The organism is Variovorax sp. LjRoot290, assembly GCF_964253985.1.
Taxonomy (GTDB): Bacteria; Pseudomonadota; Gammaproteobacteria; order Burkholderiales; family Burkholderiaceae_C; genus Variovorax.
The window spans coordinates 539,572-555,875 of record NZ_CAXURW020000001.1; the positions used below are offsets into that span (position 1 = coordinate 539,572).

Here is a 16,304-nt window from a genome sequence, read left to right on the forward strand (position 1 = left end):
TCCTGATCGGGATGGTTGGCCGCGCGGGAGTCAGACGAGCTTGCCCGAATACTTCTCGAGCTTGGCCCAGGCCTCGTCGCCGTACTTGCCCTTCCACTCGGTATAGAAGCCCGCGGTCTTGAGCATGTCGCGGAACGGTCCCGGATCGGGTTTGTTGAAGGTCACGCCCAGCTTGGTCAGTTGGGCCTGCGCGTCGGCGTTCAGCCTCGCGATGTCCTCGCGCTGCTTGAGGGCGGCAGCGTTGAGATTCTTCGACAGCGACTCCTGAACCTCCTTCGGCAAGGCCTGCAGCTTCTTCGCGTTGCCGAAGATGAAGTGGCCGTCCCAGGTATGAGCCGTCAGCGAACAGTACTTCTGAACTTCGTAGAGCTTGGCACTCTGGATCAGCGCGAGCGGATTCTCCTGCCCGTCGACCACCTTGGTCTGCAGCGACGAGTAGAGCTCGCCGAACGGAATCGCGGTCGGCGATGCGCCCATGGCCTTGAACATCGAGATCCACAGCGGGATGCCCGGCACGCGGATCTTGAAACCTTTCAGGTCGGCCGGCGAGACGATGGGCTTGCTGGCCGACGTGATATTGCGGTAGCCGTTGTCGAGGCACTTTTCGTAGGCATGCAGGTTCGCCTTGGCCAGCGCGGATCGGACATGGGCGCCCAGATCGCCGTCCATCGCGGCCCACACCGCGTCATAGTCCTTGAACGCGAAGGCCACGCCGTTGATGCCAGCGGTTGCCACCAGCGTCTGCAGATTGGTGCCGGCGGTGGACATGATGTCGATCGCGCCGGCGCGCGTCTGCGAAATCATGTCCGGCTCGCTGCCGAGCTGACTGGTCGGGTAGACCTGCAAGTCGACCCGGCCGCCGGTGTCCTTGCGTATCGCTTCGGCCGCTTCCTTGATGCGCAAGGTGCCGGGATGGTCGGCCGGGAAGGCGGTGCCGTACTTGAGCTTGATCTCGCTTTGCGCAAAAGCGAAGCGGGCTGGGAGCGTGGCGGCCACGCCGGTGACGGCGACGGCGGTGGCGAACTGGCGGCGAGTGGGCGCGAAGGTCATGACAAGGTCTCCGTTAGGTCTTCTGGGTCAGTGGTGCAGGATGCGCGATTCAGGTGGACAGCAACGCCGTCATGCCGCCTTGGCGCAGCGTGGACAGGTGCCGCGCCAGACGGCCGGCAAAGACCGGCGGCCAAGGCCCCGTGCCGAAGACGGCGCTGTGCGCCAACGCGGCGTTCGCCGCGTCGGTGTCGTTGGCGGCCCGCCGCAGGCGCGCAGCGAGCGCTTCGGCGCCCGGGTCGCTGATGACCAGTGCTGCGCCGTTGTCGCTGTGCCCGGCGGCCAGGTAGTGCAGCCAGATCGCCAATGCGCGCTCGAGTTGCGGGCGCTCCACATCCGCCGCCAGGCTCTCGCGCAAGGCTGGCAGCCAGCGCACCGGTATCTTCTGGGTCCCGTCCATGGCGATCTGCTGCGTGCGGTGGGCCAGCGCCGGATTCTCAAAACGCCTGAGCAATTCGTGGCAATAGGCCAGCACGTCATAACCCGATGGGGCCGCCACGCTCGCGCGCAGATCCTCCAGCATCAGCCGACGCGCGAAGCCGCCGACCAGAGGATGCGCCATGGCGTCGGACACGGTCTCCAGTCCGCCCATCTGGCCGGCGTAGGCGAGCGCAGAGTGCGTGCCATTGAGCAGGCGCAGCTTCATCGCCTGATAGGGACGCACGTCACTGGTGAGCAGGGCGCCAGCGTCCTCCCAGGCCGGTCGAATGCCGGCGAAGCGGTCTTCGATCACCCACTGGGTGAACGGCTCGCAGACGATGGCCGCCTCGTCACGAAGGCCGAGCCGAGCGGCGGCCCATTCGAGCGAGACGGGCGTCGCCGCCGGCACGATGCGGTCGACCATGCTGTTGGGGCAGCCGATCTCGGCTTCGATGCGGCGTGCAAGCTTCGCATCGAACAGGTCCGCGTACTGCACCAGCAGCTTGCGCAAGGTGTCGCCATTGCTGGCCATGTTGTCGCAGCACACCAGCGTCAACGGGGCGCCGGCAGGGCGGCGGCGGATGCCTGCGGCCAACACGCCCAGCGTCGTTCGCGGCGTCTGCGGATTCGCGATGTCGTGGCGCACAAGGACATCGTCGATGTCGAGGTCGGCGCTGGCCGGGTTCTGGCTGTAGCCCTTTTCAGTGACGGTGCTGGTCACGATGGCCGTCGCCGGACTGGAGATGGCCGCGATGACCTGCTCAAGTTGCCTGGGTGCGTACAGGGCGTCGCATAACGCACCGACAACCCTTGTGCGTGCATCGTCGCCGTGGCGCTCGGTCACCGAATACAGGTGGTCTTGCGCTGCCAGCGCCTCGGAAACGCGCGGGTCGCGCAGGCTCACCCCGACGATGCCCCAGCGAAGGTCGCCCCGCGCGACGACCGCCTCGGTGTAGAGCGCCTGATGGGCACGGTGAAACGCGCCCAGTCCGAGATGCACGATGCCCCGCGCCAAGTCTCCGCGGTCGTAGTGCGGGCGCGCGATGCCGTCGCCGAGATCGCGCAGGCCGCGCTGCGAGAGCCGCGAGTTCTGATCTGCTGACAAGGGCACTTCGGCGTCTCCGATCATTCACCACAGTACCATGGTGGCATGGCACGATGCGAGGAGTCTACGAATCAATCCGGGCGTGAAGTACCGGTAGAAACCCGGATAGGGTCGCGATCATGGCGTGCACTACCATGGTGTAAAGTGACTCATCCCACCAGAGAAGCACCCATCCGATGACCGCCCGAGTCCTTGCCAGCAACCCCCACCATGCCAATGCGCAGCATGTCGAAGACCCTTTGGTTGCGGCGCTGGCCGGTTTCAAGCTCGACCCCGCGCGCTCCTATACCGCGCAGGTGCACAGCCAGCTGCAAGAAGCCATCGTGCGCGGCGTCTTGCCCCCGCGCACGGCGCTCTCGGAAGCGACGATCTCCAAGCTGATCGATGTGAGCCGCACGCCGGTGCGTGAAGCGCTGGCGCAACTGGCTGATGAACAGATGGTGCTGATCTACCGTCAGGTCGGCACGATCGTGGCACCCGTGCGCATGTCGCTGCTCGAGGAAGGCCGCTTCGTGCGCAGCACGCTGGAATGCGCGAGCCATGTGCAACTCGCCCAGACCATCACACCGGCGCAACTCAACGAATTCGGCCAGATCGTCGCGCGCCAGCGCGACGCTGTCGCGAGCGGCGAGATCGATCGCTTTTCCGAGCTGGACGAGTTGATGCATCGGCGCCTGTTCGAGTTTGCAGGTCGCGAACACGTCTGGGCCATGCTGGAACCTATCAAGCGCCAGTTCGACCGCGTGCGTTGGCTGCTGCTGGGCCACGTGGCCGGCCATGCCGAGCGCGCGTTGAAGGAACACGAGCAGATGCTGGCGCAGATGGCGTCGCGCGACGTGGCCGGTCTGGGCGCGAGCGTCGCCGCCCACATCAATCACATCACCGCACACCTCACGGCGCTGCGCGAACATGCGCCCGCGAGCTACTTCGCCGACTGACCGATCCTTGGCTTGACCTCAGCGTCCAGCAAAGGTGGATAGTCTTCCCTGGGTTCGTGCGCCACGGACCTGCTCCGCCGCAACCTCAGCCTCGGCGACTGGATGCTGCGGCGGCCGACCTTCAGGAGCTGGATTGGTGGCGCGCAATCGCTGCCTGCAGTTCTGCGAGCAGGCGCGGATCGTGTGTGGCGCGCTCCAGGAAGCGCTCGTCGGCCAAGGCGCTGGCACGGCGCCGCGCCAAATCCTGCACCGCGGCGGCGGCACGGCCCCAAATCTGGTTGACCAAGGAAAACGCGGTGTTTCCCATTGCGCGCTGCGGACGCAGGTCGACGAAAGAAGTCATCGTGTTCCTCCCAGGAACGAGTGGCCGAGGCCGAAGAGGGAATATTAGGGTTTTCCCTTATGCCTGGGAAGTTCAGCTTCCTGATGTTTGTCATTCAGAGCGCTGATAGCGGCCTTTTTCGATGCGTTGCCCCGAACGCGCGGGGGCCGTAGGGAAACAGCGGGGCACGTGGGGGAAACAGAGGGGAAGTGCACCCGCACGTCTGGGCGCTAGCGGAATGGCGCCGTGGCCTCCACCTGTTAATGAAGTTGCTATGCTGTGGCGCATCGTCGCTCGCTTGGGGCGTTGCGCCAGCGCGACATCTTGAATTTCGTCGGTATTTTTGTATCCGGGAAGCCGAAGTCGCCAAGGTTCAGCATTCATGCGGGGTGCCGAGGGGTTTGTGATTCCTCGCGGCATTTCCTTCAGGCCTTCCCATCTGCACGCGGAGGGCCTCTTGACCTACCAACTCCACTACTGGCCCACCATCCAGGGCCGCGGCGAATTCGTGCGCCTCGCGCTCGAGGCAGCTGGCGCCGCGTATGTCGACGTGGCGCGCGAGCCGCCGGGCAAAGGCGGCGGCGAGGCCGCGCTCGCGCGGCGGCTTAGCGATCCGGACAATCCGCGCGCGGCCTTCGCGCCGCCCTTCCTCATCGACGGCGACATCGTGGTCGGCCAGACCGCCGCGATCCTGCTCTACCTCGGCCCGCGGCTCGGCCTCGCCGGCATTGGCGAGGCCGACGGGCTCTGGACGCACCAGCTGCAGCTCACCATCGCCGACATGGTGGCCGAGGTGCACGACACGCACCATCCGATCTCGGCCGGCCGCTACTACGAAGACCAGCGCGAGGCCGCGCTGGAGCGCGCCAAGTGCTTTCGCGAAGAGCGGATTCCGAAATTCCTCGGCTGGTTCGAGCGCGTGCTCGGGCGCAATCCCGCGGGCGACCTGCACCTGGTCGGCGATACGCTGACTTACGCCGACCTGTCGCTGTTCCAGCTGGTGGCGGGTCTGCGCTATGCCTTTTCGAAGGCCACGGCGCGCGTGTTGGCCGAGACGCCCGCGGTCGCCAAGCTGCATGCCAACGTGAGCCGCCGCCAGCGCGTGCACGACTACCTGCAGAGCCCGCGTCGCATCGCCTTCAACGAAGACGGTATCTTCAGGCGCTATCCGGAACTCGACGGTTAGGGCCTGTTAACGCTATTTGCGGGGACCGCACGCACGGCGTCGCGCGCTTTGATTGGCACGCCCTGGCATGCCTTCGCGACCCCGCAAATAGCGTTAACAGGCCCTAGTCGCTGGGCTCGTCGCGCAGGCGCAGCGCGGTGTCGTAGAGCGCATTGCGCGGCGCGCCGCTGATCTCGGCCGCAAGCCGCACCGCGCTCTTGAGCGGCAGCTCGGCAAGCAGCAGCCGCAGCACGCGTTCGGCTTCGGCATTGCCATCGTCCTCTGCCACGGCCTTCGGATGCAGCACCAGCGCGAACTCGCCGCGCGTGCGGTCGCGGCCGGCTGCAAACCAGTCGGGCAGGGCGGCAGCGGCGACCGTGGCGATCTCCTCGAACTGCTTGGTGAGTTCGCGGCCCACCGTCACACGCCGCTCGCCCAGAATGGCCAGCGCGCGTGCCAGCGCTTCGATGCGGTGCGGCGCTTCGAGCAGCACCACGCTGCGCGGCTCGGCGGCCAGTGCCTGCACGGCGGCATCGCGCTCACCGGACTTGCTGGGCAGGAAGCCGGCGAACACGAAAGCGCTGCCCGCATCGCCCGCCGCGACCAGCCCGGCCGCACCGATCAGCGTCGTCACGCTGCTCGCGCCGGGCAGCGGCAGCACCCGGTAGCCTGCCTCGCGCACGGCCGCGACCAGGCGCGCGCCCGGGTCGCTCACACCGGGCGTGCCGGCATCGCTGACATAGGCGATGCGTTCACCGCGCGCGAGCCGCGCGATCACCGCCTGTGCCGCCTCGGCCTCGTTGTGCTGATGCAGGGCGAGCAGCTGGGCCGAGGGGCGATCGATGCCATAGGCGCGCAGCAGGCTCTGGGTGTGGCGCGTGTCCTCGCAGGCGACGGCATCGACCAGCTGCAGCACCTGCAGTGCGCGCAGCGTGATGTCTGCCAGGTTTCCGATCGGCGTGGCGACGACATAGAGCGTCGCTTGCGGATAATGCTGCGCACCCGCAGCATCGCGCGCGGCCTGCAGGGCGGCGCCGAACGAAGCGGGGGCGAGAGAGTTCAATGGGTTTTCTCCAGAACAAGACGGCGGGGAGGCATTTCAAGTGACGACCAAGCAGCGCGGCGATGCGGCGGAAGACGCCGCGCTCGCCCATCTCCAAGCGGCCGGCCTGGTGCTGGTCGCGCGCAATTATCGAACCCCGGGGCCGCGGCGGCGGCGAGATCGACCTGATCGTGCGCGATCCGCGCGACGGCACGCTGGTGTTCGTCGAGGTGCGCCAGCACGCCGGCGCCACGCATGGCGGCGCGGCCGGGAGCATCACCGCGGTGAAGAAGTGGCGCATCGTCTTCGCGGCGCGGCACTACCTGAGCCGGCTGCGCACGCCGCCGCCTTGCCGTTTCGACGTCGTGCTGGTGGAGGAGCGCATCGCCTGGATCCAGGCCGCCTTCGACGCGGATTGAGCCTCCGCCGAGGGAACCGATGCGTTGCCCCATACTCAAGTGCATCAAGCGCAGCACCTACGTCTTGTTTCAGAACCCACAGTTATCATCCCGGCCCATGCTCGAGCAACGGATCCAGCAGCACTTCATCGACAGCGCGGACCTCAAGTACCAGGCAGGTCCGCTCCTGAGCAAACCGATCGGGCAGGCGATGCAGGCCCTGCTCGCCTGCGTGACCAGCGGCGGCAAGATCCTGGCCTGTGGAGCGGGCGTCTCGGGGCTTCTCGCCGCGCTGTTCGCCGCCCAGTTCGTCGGCCGCTTCGAGCGCGAACGGCCCGAGCTGGGCGCGATCGCGCTGCCGGGCGACACCACCGACCCCGCCGCGGACACCGCCGACGCAAGCGATGCGGACCGGTTCGCGCGCCAGGTGCGTGCCCTCGGCCAGGCCGGCGACGTGCTGCTGACGCTGAGCGCCAGCGGCCAGTCGGCCGCAGTGCTGGCCGCGGTCGAGGCAGCGCATGCACGCGACATGACGGTGGTTGCCCTGCTGGGCAACGCCGCGGGCAGTGGCGCCAGCAGCAGCCCCGGCGGCGCCGTGGGGCGTGCATTGCGCGAAACCGATGTCCAGATCTGCGTGCCGCACGAACGCGCGGCGCGAATCCACGAAGTCCACCTGCTTGCGCTGCACTGCCTGTGCGACGGCGTGGACGCCCAGCTACTCGGAGAACAGGAAGGTTCCATATGACGAAGACATCCATCCGGCGCATCGCGTTGACCCTGACCGCCGGCGCCGCACTGGTTGCCGGCCTTTCCGCTTGCGTGCCGCTGGTGGTCGGAGGGGCCGCGGTCGTTGGTGCGGGGATGGTCGCGACCGACCGCCGCAGCTCGGGCGCGCAGATCGACGACCAGGGCATTGAGCTGCGCGGCGGCGCGCGGGTGCGCGAGATTGCCAACGACCAGATGTACGTCAGCATCACGAGCTTCAATCGGCAGGTGCTGTTGACCGGCGCGGTGGGCAGCGAGGCCGACCGGCGGCGCGTCGAGGAGGTGGTGCGCCGGGTCGACAACGTGCGTTCCGTGGTCAACGAACTGACGGTGGGGCCGCCGAGCACGTTCCAGCAGCGTTCCAACGACGCCTTCATCGTCGGCAAGATCAAGGCCTCGCTGCTCGATGCCAAGGACGTCTTCGCCAATTCCTTCAAGATCGTCGCCGACCGCGGCACGGTCTACCTGATGGGCCTGGCCACGCGGCGCGAAACCGATCGCGCGACCGACATCGCGCGCGGCGTCTCGGGCGTGGAGAAGGTGGTGCGGGTGGTCGAGATCGTCAGCGAAGCGGAGCTCGCGAACCAGGCGCAGCAGGGCGGCACCGGTCCGGCGCCGGCCTCGCGCTCCAACGTGCCGCTGCCGCCGATGGAGCCGCTGCCGCCGGCGGGTTCACCGCCAGCGGGCGGCGCCACTGCCACGCCGGTTCGATAGGAATTCCAGGAACACCGCGGAACCGGCTTTGCCGGGCCGCTGGTGTTGCCCCCTGCAAGGGGGTTGGCGTAGCGACACGAAGTGCGCGAAGCCTGGGGGTGGGCTCAGCGCAGCCTGGTGATCAGGCTCGAGGTGTCCCACCTGTTTCCGCCGGCCTGCTGCACGTCGGCATAGAACTGGTCGACCAGCGCGGTCACCGGCAGCCGCGCGCCGTTGCGCTTGGCTTCGTCGAGCACCAGGCCGAGATCCTTGCGCATCCAGTCGACGGCGAAGCCGTAGTCGAACTTGCCTTCGATCATGGTCTTGCCGCGGTTGTCCATCTGCCAGCTCTGCGCCGCGCCCTTGCCGATCACGGCCAGCACTTCGTTCATGTCCAGGCCGGCGCGCTGGCCGAAGGCGATCGCCTCCGACAGGCCCTGCACCAGGCCGGCGATCGCGATCTGGTTGACCATCTTCGCAAGCTGGCCTGCGCCGCTGTCGCCGAGCAGGGTGACGGCGCGCGCAAAGGCCGCGATCACCGGCTTGACGCGCTCGAAGGCCGCCGTGTCGCCGCCGCACATCACCGTCAATACGCCGTTCTGCGCTCCGTACTGGCCGCCGGAGACTGGGGCGTCGATGAACTGGAGGCCGCGTTCCAGCGCCGCCTTCGCGAGCTCGCGCGCGACATCGGCGGAAGCCGTGGTGTGGTCGACGAACACCGAGCCTTGGGCCATGCCCGCGAAGGCGCCGTCGTCGCCGAGCACGACCGAGCGCAGATCGTCGTCGTTGCCGACGCAGCAGAAGACGATTGTTGCGCCTGCGGCGGCTTCGCGCGGCGTGGCCGCAGGGCGCAGCGCGCCCTTGGCCTGGGGCGCGAATTCCTTCTGCCAGTCGGCGGACTTGGCGGCCGTGCGGTTGTAGACCGCGACATCGTGGCCCGCCAGCGCGAGGTGGCCGGCCATGGGGAAGCCCATCACGCCGAGGCCGAGGAAGGCGAGCTTTTGCGCGGGGACGGAGTCGTAGGTTTGGGGATTGAGGCTGCTCATGGGCGCAAGCTTAGCGCCCATGCGTTTAGCGCGATCAGACGATCGCGAAGTGCTCGGTGCCCGCGGACAAGTCGGTGCTGCGCGCGCGCTGGCTGTTGAGCTTGATCTGCAGGCGCAGGTCGTTGGCCGAGTCGGCGTTGCGGATCGCTTCTTCGAAGGAGATCGCATTGCCTTCGAACAGGTCGAACAGCGCCTGGTCGAAGGTCTGCATGCCGAGGTTGCGGCTCTTCTTCATGATCTCCTTGATCTCGCCCACTTCGCCCTTGAAGATCATGTCGGCAATTAGCGGCGTGTTGAGCAGGATCTCGACCGCGGCGATGCGGCCATGGCCGTCTTCGGTCGGGACCAGGCGCTGCGAGATCAGCGAGCGCAGGTTCAGCGAAAGGTCCATCAGGAGCTGGGCGCGGCGCTCCTCGGGGAAGAAGTTGATGATCCGGTCCAGCGCCTGGTTGGCGCTGTTGGCGTGCAGCGTGGCCATGCACAGGTGGCCAGTCTCGGCGAAGGCCACCGCGTGCTCCATGGTCTCGCGGTCGCGGATCTCGCCCATCAGGATCACGTCGGGCGCCTGGCGCAGCGTGTTCTTGAGCGCGGCTTCCCAGCTGTCGGTGTCGATGCCGACTTCGCGCTGCGTCACCACGCAGTTCTTGTGCGGGTGCACGAACTCGACCGGATCTTCCACCGTCACGATGTGGCCGTAGGAGTTCTCGTTGCGCCAGTCGATCATCGCGGCCAGCGTGGTCGACTTGCCCGAGCCGGTGGCGCCCACCAGGATGGTGAGGCCGCGCTTGGTCATCGCCACGTCCTTGAGCACCTGCGGCATGCCGAGCGCATCGATGGTCGGCAGCTTGGCCGGAATGGTCCGCAGCACCATGCCCACCTTGCCCTGCTGCACGAAGGCATTGACGCGGAAGCGGCCGATGCCGGTAGGCGAGATCGCGAAGTTGCACTCCTTGGTGCGCTCGAACTCGGCCGTCTGGCGGTCGTTCATGATCGAGCGCGTGAGCGCCAGCGTGTGCTGCGCGCCGAGGGCCTGCTGCGAGACCTTGGTGACCTTGCCGTCGACCTTGATCGCGGGCGGAAACTCGGCCGTGATGAAAAGGTCGCTGCCGTTGCGGCTCACCATGAGCTTGAGGAGTTCGTTGATGAACTGGCTGGCCTGATCGCGTTCCATGTCGGTACTCCGGTGCGGGCGGGGCTGTTCTTCAGCCCGGGAAATTCTCGGGAATCTTGGCCTTGCCGCGCGCTTCGGCCGCGGAAATGACGCTGCGACGCACCAGGTCGGTCAGGTTCTGGTCGAGGGTCTGCATGCCCTGGCCGCTGCTGGTCTGGATCGTCGAGTACATCTGCGCGACCTTGCCTTCGCGAATCAGGTTCCGGATCGCGGAGGTGCCGAGCATGATCTCGTGCGCCGCCACCCGGCCCTGGCCGTCCTTGGTCTTGCACAGTGTCTGCGAAATCACGGCCTGAAGCGACTCCGACAGCATGGCGCGGATCATTTCTTTCTCCTCGCCGGGGAACACGTCGATGATCCGGTCGATGGTCTTGGCGGCCGAGGAGGTGTGGAGCGTGCCGAACACCAGGTGGCCGGTTTCGGCCGCGGTCATCGCGAGGCGAATGGTCTCGAGGTCGCGCATTTCGCCGACCAGGATGGCGTCCGGGTCTTCGCGCAGCGCCGAGCGCAGCGCGTTGGCGAAGGAGAGCGTCATCGGCCCGACTTCACGCTGGTTGATCAGGCACTTCTTCGACTCGTGCACGAACTCGATCGGGTCTTCCACCGTCAGGATGTGGCCGTACTCGGTTTCGTTCAGGTAGTTGACCATCGCCGCCAGCGTGGTCGACTTGCCCGAGCCGGTGGGCCCGGTCACCAGCACCAGGCCGCGCGGCTTGAGCGCGAGGTCGCCGAAAATCTTCGGCGCGTTGAGCTGCTCCAGCGTGAGGATCTTCGAAGGAATGGTCCGGAACACCGCCGCCGCGCCGCGCGCCTGGTTGAAGGCGTTCACGCGGAAGCGCGCCAGGCCGTCGATCTCGAACGAGAAGTCGACCTCGAGGAATTCTTCGTAGTGCTTGCGGTGCGTGTCGCTCATGATGTCGTACACCATGGCGTGCACAGCCTTGTGATCGAGCGCGTCGACGTTGATGCGCCGCACGTCGCCATGGACCCGGATCATGGGCGGCAGGCCGGACGACAGATGCAGGTCCGATGCCTTGTTCTTGACGCTGAAGGCCAACAGTTGGGTGATGTCCACGAAGCTCCTCGGTGACGTTTTGATACGCTTTTGACGATTATGACGATGATTGGTGACAAGCTCCAGCAAGTTCGGGCCCGGATCGTGACGGCATGCACGGCGGCCGGCCGCAATCCGGCGAGCGTGCGCTTGCTTGCGGTGTCCAAGACCTTCCCCGCCGAGGCCGTGCGCGAGGCCCGCGCCGCCGGACAGATTGCCTTCGGCGAGAACTACGTGCAAGAGGGGGTGGCCAAGATCCAGGCACTGGCCGATCTGCGCAGCGAGCTCGAATGGCACTGCATCGGCCCTCTGCAGAGCAACAAGACGCGGCCCGTGGCCGAGCATTTCGACTGGGTGCACAGCGTCGACCGGCTCAAGATCGCCGAGCGCCTGGCCGAGCAGCGGCCGGCGCATCTGCCACCGCTTCAGGTGTGCCTGCAGGTCAACGTGGACGGCGGCGCCAACAAGTCCGGCGTGCCGGCCGAGGAGGCCCTGCAATTGGCGCGGGCTGTGGCGGCCTTGCCACGCTTGCGGCTGCGCGGGCTGATGGCGATCCCGGAGCCGGCGCCGGATTTCGAGGCGCAGCGCGCGGTGTTCCTGCATGCGGCGGTGCTTTTCGAGACATTGCGCACGGCGGGCCTCGAGCTCGACACGCTTTCGCTGGGCATGTCGGCCGACCTCGAAGCGGCGGTCGCGGCCGGCAGCACGATGGTGCGGGTGGGCACGGCGATCTTCGGGGGGCGGGTGGTGTCTACTTGACGAGGGCGTTCCCCACCACAAAGATAAATGCCGTCACAGGGAAACAAAAGACGAAGAACAAGAGGCCGGCCCCCATCGACCGCAGCCGCGAGAGTCGATTCAGCTCTCGATAGGCGCCCCATCCGGCAAAGATCCACGCGAGCATGGCGCCGAATACGGCGAACTGCACCAACAGCGACGCCCGGTAGGCGGAGCTTGCGAGCAATCGCTCCTTGTTCTCGATGAGGAAAGCCGCAAGATTGCCAGCGTATGCGGCGTCGTGCAGTTCCTTGAACAGAGCGGGATCGAAGGCCCTGACCGTCCCGGCAAAGCCCAGATAAAGACCTGTCGCGAGGAGCAGGAGAACGCCGGCGTAGTAGAAGTGGATGGTCAGGAATTTCTGAAGTCCCGCTCTGCCTCCGGCGATGCGCCACGCCAGGTACAGCGCAGTTCCATACGCCAGGACGTTCATCAGGGCAAACACGCTGTCGGTGCCGAGCTCGAGCAAGGGGTCGCCCCGACTCAAGGGGATCTTCAGGATCCAGCCGATCGCAAAGGAAATCGCCAGGAAGATCAGTGCTTTCTGCGTCGCCGATTCGTCGCTGGAAAGACGTTCGGCGATGAAGCGTTTCGGCCCGGTCAACAGAGGAAAAAGAGCCTCGAAGTAGGTCGGGATCAGACCGACGAGCCTTTCAAAGATCTCTTTCATGCTTTGCGCTCTTGGTTGCTCCTGGCCCAAGACAGCGGCGCAATGGCGATTGCGCCGCCGGGGATTGTGCGCGCGCACTGGCCGCAAGTCACATCAAGAGTGGAATCCGCGCGCTGCTTTTCACCTCTTCCATCACCGCATAGGTCCGTGTCTCCCGCACGCCCGGCAGCTGCCACAGCACCGTGCCCGCGAACTCGCGATAGGCCGCCATGTCGGCCATGCGCGTCTTGAGCAGGTAGTCGAAGCCGCCCGCGACCATGTGGCATTCCATGATCTCGTCGCGCACCTGCACCGCGGCCTTGAACTGATCGAACACGTTGGGGGTGGTGCGGTCGAGCAGCACCTCGACGAAGACGGTGAAGCCGCGGCCGAGCTTGTGCGGATCGAGCCGAGCCTCGTAGCCCTGGATGAAGCCCTCGCGCGTGAGCCGCTGCACGCGCGCCAGCACGGCGGTGGGCGATAGCGAGACGGTCTCGGCCAGCTTGAGGTTGGAAATGCGTCCGTCCTCCTGAAGAATCTTCAGGAGTTTCATATCGATCCGATCCAGACTGGCTGCTTCAGTGCTCATGACTGGAGAATTATCCAGCGAAAGGCCGATATTTGGTGAATAACTCGGCGGCGAAAGGCGGACCATCGCTGCATCGATACCGGAGCTTTTCCCATGCGCCTGCCTACCCCCTATCGGCCGGAAGCCGACATCGTTTCGCACCGCCTCGCAGCCCTGAAGGGTGCGCTCGACTGGACCGCGGCGGCCGGTGCCGCCGCGCCCTGGGTGCGTGCCGTGCGCGACCGGCCGCCGCCCTTCTGGGCCATGGAAAGCCTGCTGCGCGAGTACCCGATCTCGAGCGCTGAGGGCCTGGCGCTGATGCGCCTGGCCGAAGCGCTGCTGCGCGTGCCCGATGCCGAGACCGCCATCGCGCTCACCGCAGACCAGCTGGGCCGCGCCGATTTCGAGGGTGCCGCCGACTCGACCTTGTCGCGCCTGTCCTCCTCCGCGATCGCGCTGTCGAAGAGGTTCCTGCCCGACCCCGGGCACCCCGGATCGGAGCCCGGCCTGATGGCCCGCCTCGGCGCGCGCACCGTGGTGGCAGCCACGCTGCGCGCCGTGCAACTGCTGGGCCGCCAGTTCGTGCTGGGCCAGACCATCGAGGAGGCGATGGCCGAGGCCCGATCGGCGCACAGAAAGCAGGAGGCCCTGCGCTTCAGCTACGACATGCTGGGCGAGGGCGCGCGCACCGATGTCGACGCGCTTCGCTACCTCGACAGCTACGTCAACGCGATCCGGTCCATCGCGGCCGGCGCCGACAGCGGGGGCACGCCCGAACACAACGACGGCATCTCGATCAAGCTCAGCGCGCTGCATCCGCGCTATGAAGATGCGCAGCGCGAACGCGTGATGCGCGAACTGGTGCCGCGCGCGTGGCAGCTGTGCGAACTCGCGGCCGATGCGAATCTCAACCTCACCGTCGACGCCGAGGAGGTCGACCGGCTCGAGCTCTCGCTCGAGGTGTTCGAAGTGCTGGCCGCCAAGGTGGCGGCCGAGCGTCCGCAATGGCGCGGCTTCGGCCTTGCGATGCAGGCCTACCAGACGCGCGCGCTGGAACTGGTCGAGCACATCACCGCGATCGCCCGCAAGTATCGGCTGCGCCTGATGTGCCGCCTGGTCAAGGGCGCCTACTGGGATGCCGAGATCAAGCGCGCCCAGGAGCTGGGCCTGCCGCACTACCCGGTGTTCACGCACAAGCACCACAGTGACATCAGCTATCTGGCCTGCGCGCGCGCGCTGCTGGCCGCGCCCGATGCGGTCTACCCGCAGTTCGCGACGCACAACGCGGGGACCATTGCGGCCATTCTCCAGATGGCCGGAGACACCCCTTTCGAACTGCAACGCTTGCACGGCATGGGCGAGGGCGTCTATCGCGAGGTGATGAAGAGCACCACCGCGCCGGTGCGCATCTATGCGCCGGTAGGCCAGCACAAGGACCTGCTGGCCTACCTGGTGCGCCGGCTGCTGGAGAACGGCGCCAACTCCTCCTTCGTCAACCAGCTGGGCGACGAGGCGATCGCGATCGACGAGCTGCTGGTCTCGCCGCTGTGGCTGGAGCGCGATGCCTCGCTGCCGCTGCCGAGCACGCTCTACGGTCCGCCGCCGGCACGCCGCAACAGCAACGGCGTGGATCTGGCGGTCGAATCGATGCGTGCGCCGCTTCTTGCCGCCTACGATGAATGCACCGTGCCGGCCGTGGCCGAGTTCGACGCGCAGCGAGCCGCCGATGCAGTGGCCGTTTCGGCGGCCAGCTATCGCACCTGGAGCAAGACCCCGGTCGCGCAACGCGCCGCGGTGCTGCGCCGCGCGGCCGATGCGCTCGATGCCGAGCTGCCGCGCTTCTGCGCCTTGCTGGTCAAGGAAGCCTTCAAGACCTGGGGCGATGCGGTCGCCGAGGTGCGCGAGGCGGTCGACTTTCTGCGCTACTACGCCGACGAGGCCGAGCGCGTCATGCGGCCGGTCGTGCTGCCCGGCCCCACCGGCGAGAGCAACGAACTGCGGCTGACGGGGCGCGGGCCCTGGGTCTGCATCAGCCCCTGGAATTTCCCGCTCGCGATCTTCCTGGGCCAGGTGGCGGCCGCGCTCGCGACCGGCAACACGGTGCTGGCCAAGCCGGCCGAGCAGACGCCGGCCGTCGCCCTCGAAGCCGTCCGGCTGCTGCATGCGGCGGGCGTGCCGGCCGATGCGGCGCAACTGCTGCACGGCCCCGGCGAGACCGTCGGCGCCGCGCTGGTGGCGGCGCCCGGTGTGGCCGGCGTGGTGTTCACCGGCTCGACCCAGGTGGCGAAGATCATCCACCGCGCGCTGGCCGCCAAAGACGGCCCGATCGTGCCGCTGATCGCCGAGACCGGCGGCATCAACGCGATGGTCGTCGACTCCAGCGCGCTGCCCGAGCAGGTGGTCGATGCGGTGGTGCAGAGCGCCTTCCGCTCGGCCGGCCAGCGCTGCTCGGCGCTGCGCCTGCTGCTTTTGCACGAGAGCATCGCCGACGGCGTGATCGAGATGATCCGCGGCGCGGCGCAGGAGCTTGCGGCGGGCGACCCGTCCGAGCTCGCGACCGACGTCGGCCCGGTGATCGACCGCGAAGCCTTCGAGGGCATCCAGCGCCACCTGCAGCGCCTGAACGCGGAAGCCCGCGTGCTGGTCGCGCCGGCGTCCTCCGCACCGGCGGTGGCCAACCTGATCGCGCCGCATGCCTACCTGCTGCCCTCCATCGAGCGCGTGAAGACCGAGATCTTCGGCCCGGTATTGCACATCGTGCGCTGGTCGGGCGAGCCACAGGCCGTGATCGACCAGATCAACGCGCTCGGCTTCGGCCTCACGCTCGGCATCCAGACGCGCATCGACAGCCGTGCCCAGGCCATGGCTGCGCGCGCCCACGTGGGCAATATCTACGTCAACCGCAACATCATCGGCGCGGTGGTCGGCGTGCAGCCCTTCGGCGGCGAGGGCCTGAGCGGCACCGGCCCGAAGGCGGGCGGGCCGCACTACCTGCTGCGCTTCTGCGCGGAGCAGACGCTCACCATCAACACCACTGCGGCCGGCGGCAATGCCGCGCTGCTTGCCGCAAGCGCATAAGGGGCAACGCAACGCGCATAGGCCATGGCGCAGCGGGCGCCGCGCAGCTATCGTCCGCCGCATCCC

15 protein-coding genes and 1 pseudogene are annotated in these 16,304 nt (G+C 67.3%); 7 read left to right on the forward strand and 9 right to left on the reverse strand.

Going from position 1 to position 16,304, the window contains the following annotated elements:
- Positions 1–30: 30 nt before the first annotated feature.
- Both ACSQ9A_RS02855 and ACSQ9A_RS02860 read right to left on the reverse strand, forming a co-directional pair.
- A complete protein-coding gene (locus ACSQ9A_RS02855) occupies positions 31–1,050 on the reverse strand; it encodes a TRAP transporter substrate-binding protein (RefSeq protein ID WP_436302615.1) in 1,020 nt (339 codons plus the stop codon).
- 49 nt (positions 1,051–1,099) lie between these two features.
- Positions 1,100–2,578: a mannitol dehydrogenase family protein gene (locus ACSQ9A_RS02860; RefSeq protein ID WP_436302616.1), complete on the reverse strand. Its 1,479-nt coding sequence runs from the start codon at positions 2,576–2,578 to the stop codon at positions 1,100–1,102.
- 170 nt (positions 2,579–2,748) lie between these two features.
- Between ACSQ9A_RS02860 and ACSQ9A_RS02865 the strand changes: the two genes are divergently transcribed.
- On the forward strand, positions 2,749–3,510 hold the full coding sequence (locus ACSQ9A_RS02865; RefSeq protein WP_436302617.1) for a GntR family transcriptional regulator: 762 nt from the start codon (positions 2,749–2,751) through the stop codon (positions 3,508–3,510).
- 121 nt (positions 3,511–3,631) lie between these two features.
- On the opposite strand, the gene ACSQ9A_RS02870 is transcribed toward ACSQ9A_RS02865, so the two are convergent.
- Positions 3,632–3,853: a hypothetical protein gene (locus ACSQ9A_RS02870; protein ID WP_093105053.1), complete on the reverse strand. Its 222-nt coding sequence runs from the start codon at positions 3,851–3,853 to the stop codon at positions 3,632–3,634.
- A gap of 436 nt (positions 3,854–4,289) precedes the next feature.
- Here ACSQ9A_RS02870 and ACSQ9A_RS02875 point away from each other — a divergent pair, with 436 nt between their 5' ends.
- Complete coding sequence (locus tag ACSQ9A_RS02875; RefSeq protein ID WP_436302618.1) at positions 4,290–5,018, forward strand: glutathione S-transferase; 729 nt, start codon at positions 4,290–4,292, stop codon at positions 5,016–5,018.
- A 103-nt stretch (positions 5,019–5,121) separates the two neighbouring features.
- Here ACSQ9A_RS02875 and rsmI read toward each other — a convergent pair whose 3' ends face one another.
- Positions 5,122–6,060, reverse strand: a complete 939-nt coding sequence (rsmI, locus tag ACSQ9A_RS02880) for a 16S rRNA (cytidine(1402)-2'-O)-methyltransferase (RefSeq protein ID WP_436302619.1) — start codon at positions 6,058–6,060, stop codon at positions 5,122–5,124.
- Positions 6,061–6,100: 40 nt separating this feature from the next.
- Here rsmI and ACSQ9A_RS02885 point away from each other — a divergent pair.
- The 3 genes and pseudogenes from ACSQ9A_RS02885 to ACSQ9A_RS02895 all read left to right on the forward strand — a co-directional run bounded on the left by ACSQ9A_RS02885 (position 6,101) and on the right by ACSQ9A_RS02895 (position 7,916).
- Positions 6,101–6,458: pseudogene (locus ACSQ9A_RS02885) on the forward strand (YraN family protein).
- A 97-nt stretch (positions 6,459–6,555) separates the two neighbouring features.
- Complete coding sequence (locus ACSQ9A_RS02890; RefSeq protein WP_093105064.1) at positions 6,556–7,182, forward strand: SIS domain-containing protein; 627 nt, start codon at positions 6,556–6,558, stop codon at positions 7,180–7,182.
- The gene (locus ACSQ9A_RS02895) at positions 7,179–7,916 is read left to right on the forward strand and encodes a BON domain-containing protein (protein ID WP_093105066.1); all 738 of its coding nucleotides are present in this window, start codon (positions 7,179–7,181) and stop codon (positions 7,914–7,916) included. The genes ACSQ9A_RS02890 and ACSQ9A_RS02895 overlap by 4 nt, the downstream gene beginning before the upstream one ends.
- A gap of 104 nt (positions 7,917–8,020) precedes the next feature.
- Here ACSQ9A_RS02895 and ACSQ9A_RS02900 read toward each other — a convergent pair whose 3' ends face one another.
- Genes ACSQ9A_RS02900 through ACSQ9A_RS02910 form a run of 3 tightly spaced genes read right to left on the reverse strand, consistent with a single transcriptional unit; the run spans position 8,021 to position 11,187 of the window.
- The gene (locus ACSQ9A_RS02900; RefSeq protein ID WP_436302620.1) at positions 8,021–8,941 is read right to left on the reverse strand and encodes an NAD(P)-dependent oxidoreductase; all 921 of its coding nucleotides are present in this window, start codon (positions 8,939–8,941) and stop codon (positions 8,021–8,023) included.
- A gap of 34 nt (positions 8,942–8,975) precedes the next feature.
- Positions 8,976–10,112 (reverse strand): PilT/PilU family type 4a pilus ATPase, encoded by a 1,137-nt coding sequence (locus ACSQ9A_RS02905; RefSeq protein ID WP_093105080.1) that lies wholly within the window; start codon positions 10,110–10,112, stop codon positions 8,976–8,978.
- Positions 10,113–10,143: 31 nt separating this feature from the next.
- Positions 10,144–11,187 carry a type IV pilus twitching motility protein PilT gene (locus tag ACSQ9A_RS02910; protein ID WP_093105083.1) on the reverse strand — a complete coding sequence of 348 codons (1,044 nt, stop codon included), beginning with the start codon at positions 11,185–11,187 and terminating at the stop codon, positions 10,144–10,146.
- A gap of 39 nt (positions 11,188–11,226) precedes the next feature.
- On the opposite strand from ACSQ9A_RS02910, the gene ACSQ9A_RS02915 reads away from it, so the two are divergent.
- Positions 11,227–11,925, forward strand: a complete 699-nt coding sequence (locus ACSQ9A_RS02915) for a YggS family pyridoxal phosphate-dependent enzyme (protein WP_436302621.1) — start codon at positions 11,227–11,229, stop codon at positions 11,923–11,925.
- Here the strand turns inward: ACSQ9A_RS02915 and ACSQ9A_RS02920 are convergent.
- Both ACSQ9A_RS02920 and ACSQ9A_RS02925 read right to left on the reverse strand, forming a co-directional pair.
- Positions 11,918–12,613 carry a hypothetical protein gene (locus tag ACSQ9A_RS02920; RefSeq protein ID WP_436302622.1) on the reverse strand — a complete coding sequence of 232 codons (696 nt, stop codon included), beginning with the start codon at positions 12,611–12,613 and terminating at the stop codon, positions 11,918–11,920. The genes ACSQ9A_RS02915 and ACSQ9A_RS02920 overlap by 8 nt on opposite strands.
- An 88-nt stretch (positions 12,614–12,701) precedes the next feature.
- Positions 12,702–13,181 carry an Lrp/AsnC ligand binding domain-containing protein gene (locus tag ACSQ9A_RS02925; RefSeq protein ID WP_436302623.1) on the reverse strand — a complete coding sequence of 160 codons (480 nt, stop codon included), beginning with the start codon at positions 13,179–13,181 and terminating at the stop codon, positions 12,702–12,704.
- Between the two features lie 93 nt (positions 13,182–13,274).
- On the opposite strand from ACSQ9A_RS02925, the gene ACSQ9A_RS02930 reads away from it, so the two are divergent.
- Entirely contained in the window at positions 13,275–16,238 is a 2,964-nt protein-coding gene (locus ACSQ9A_RS02930; RefSeq protein WP_436302624.1) for an L-glutamate gamma-semialdehyde dehydrogenase, read from the forward strand.
- The last annotated feature ends 66 nt before the right edge of the window (positions 16,239–16,304 follow it).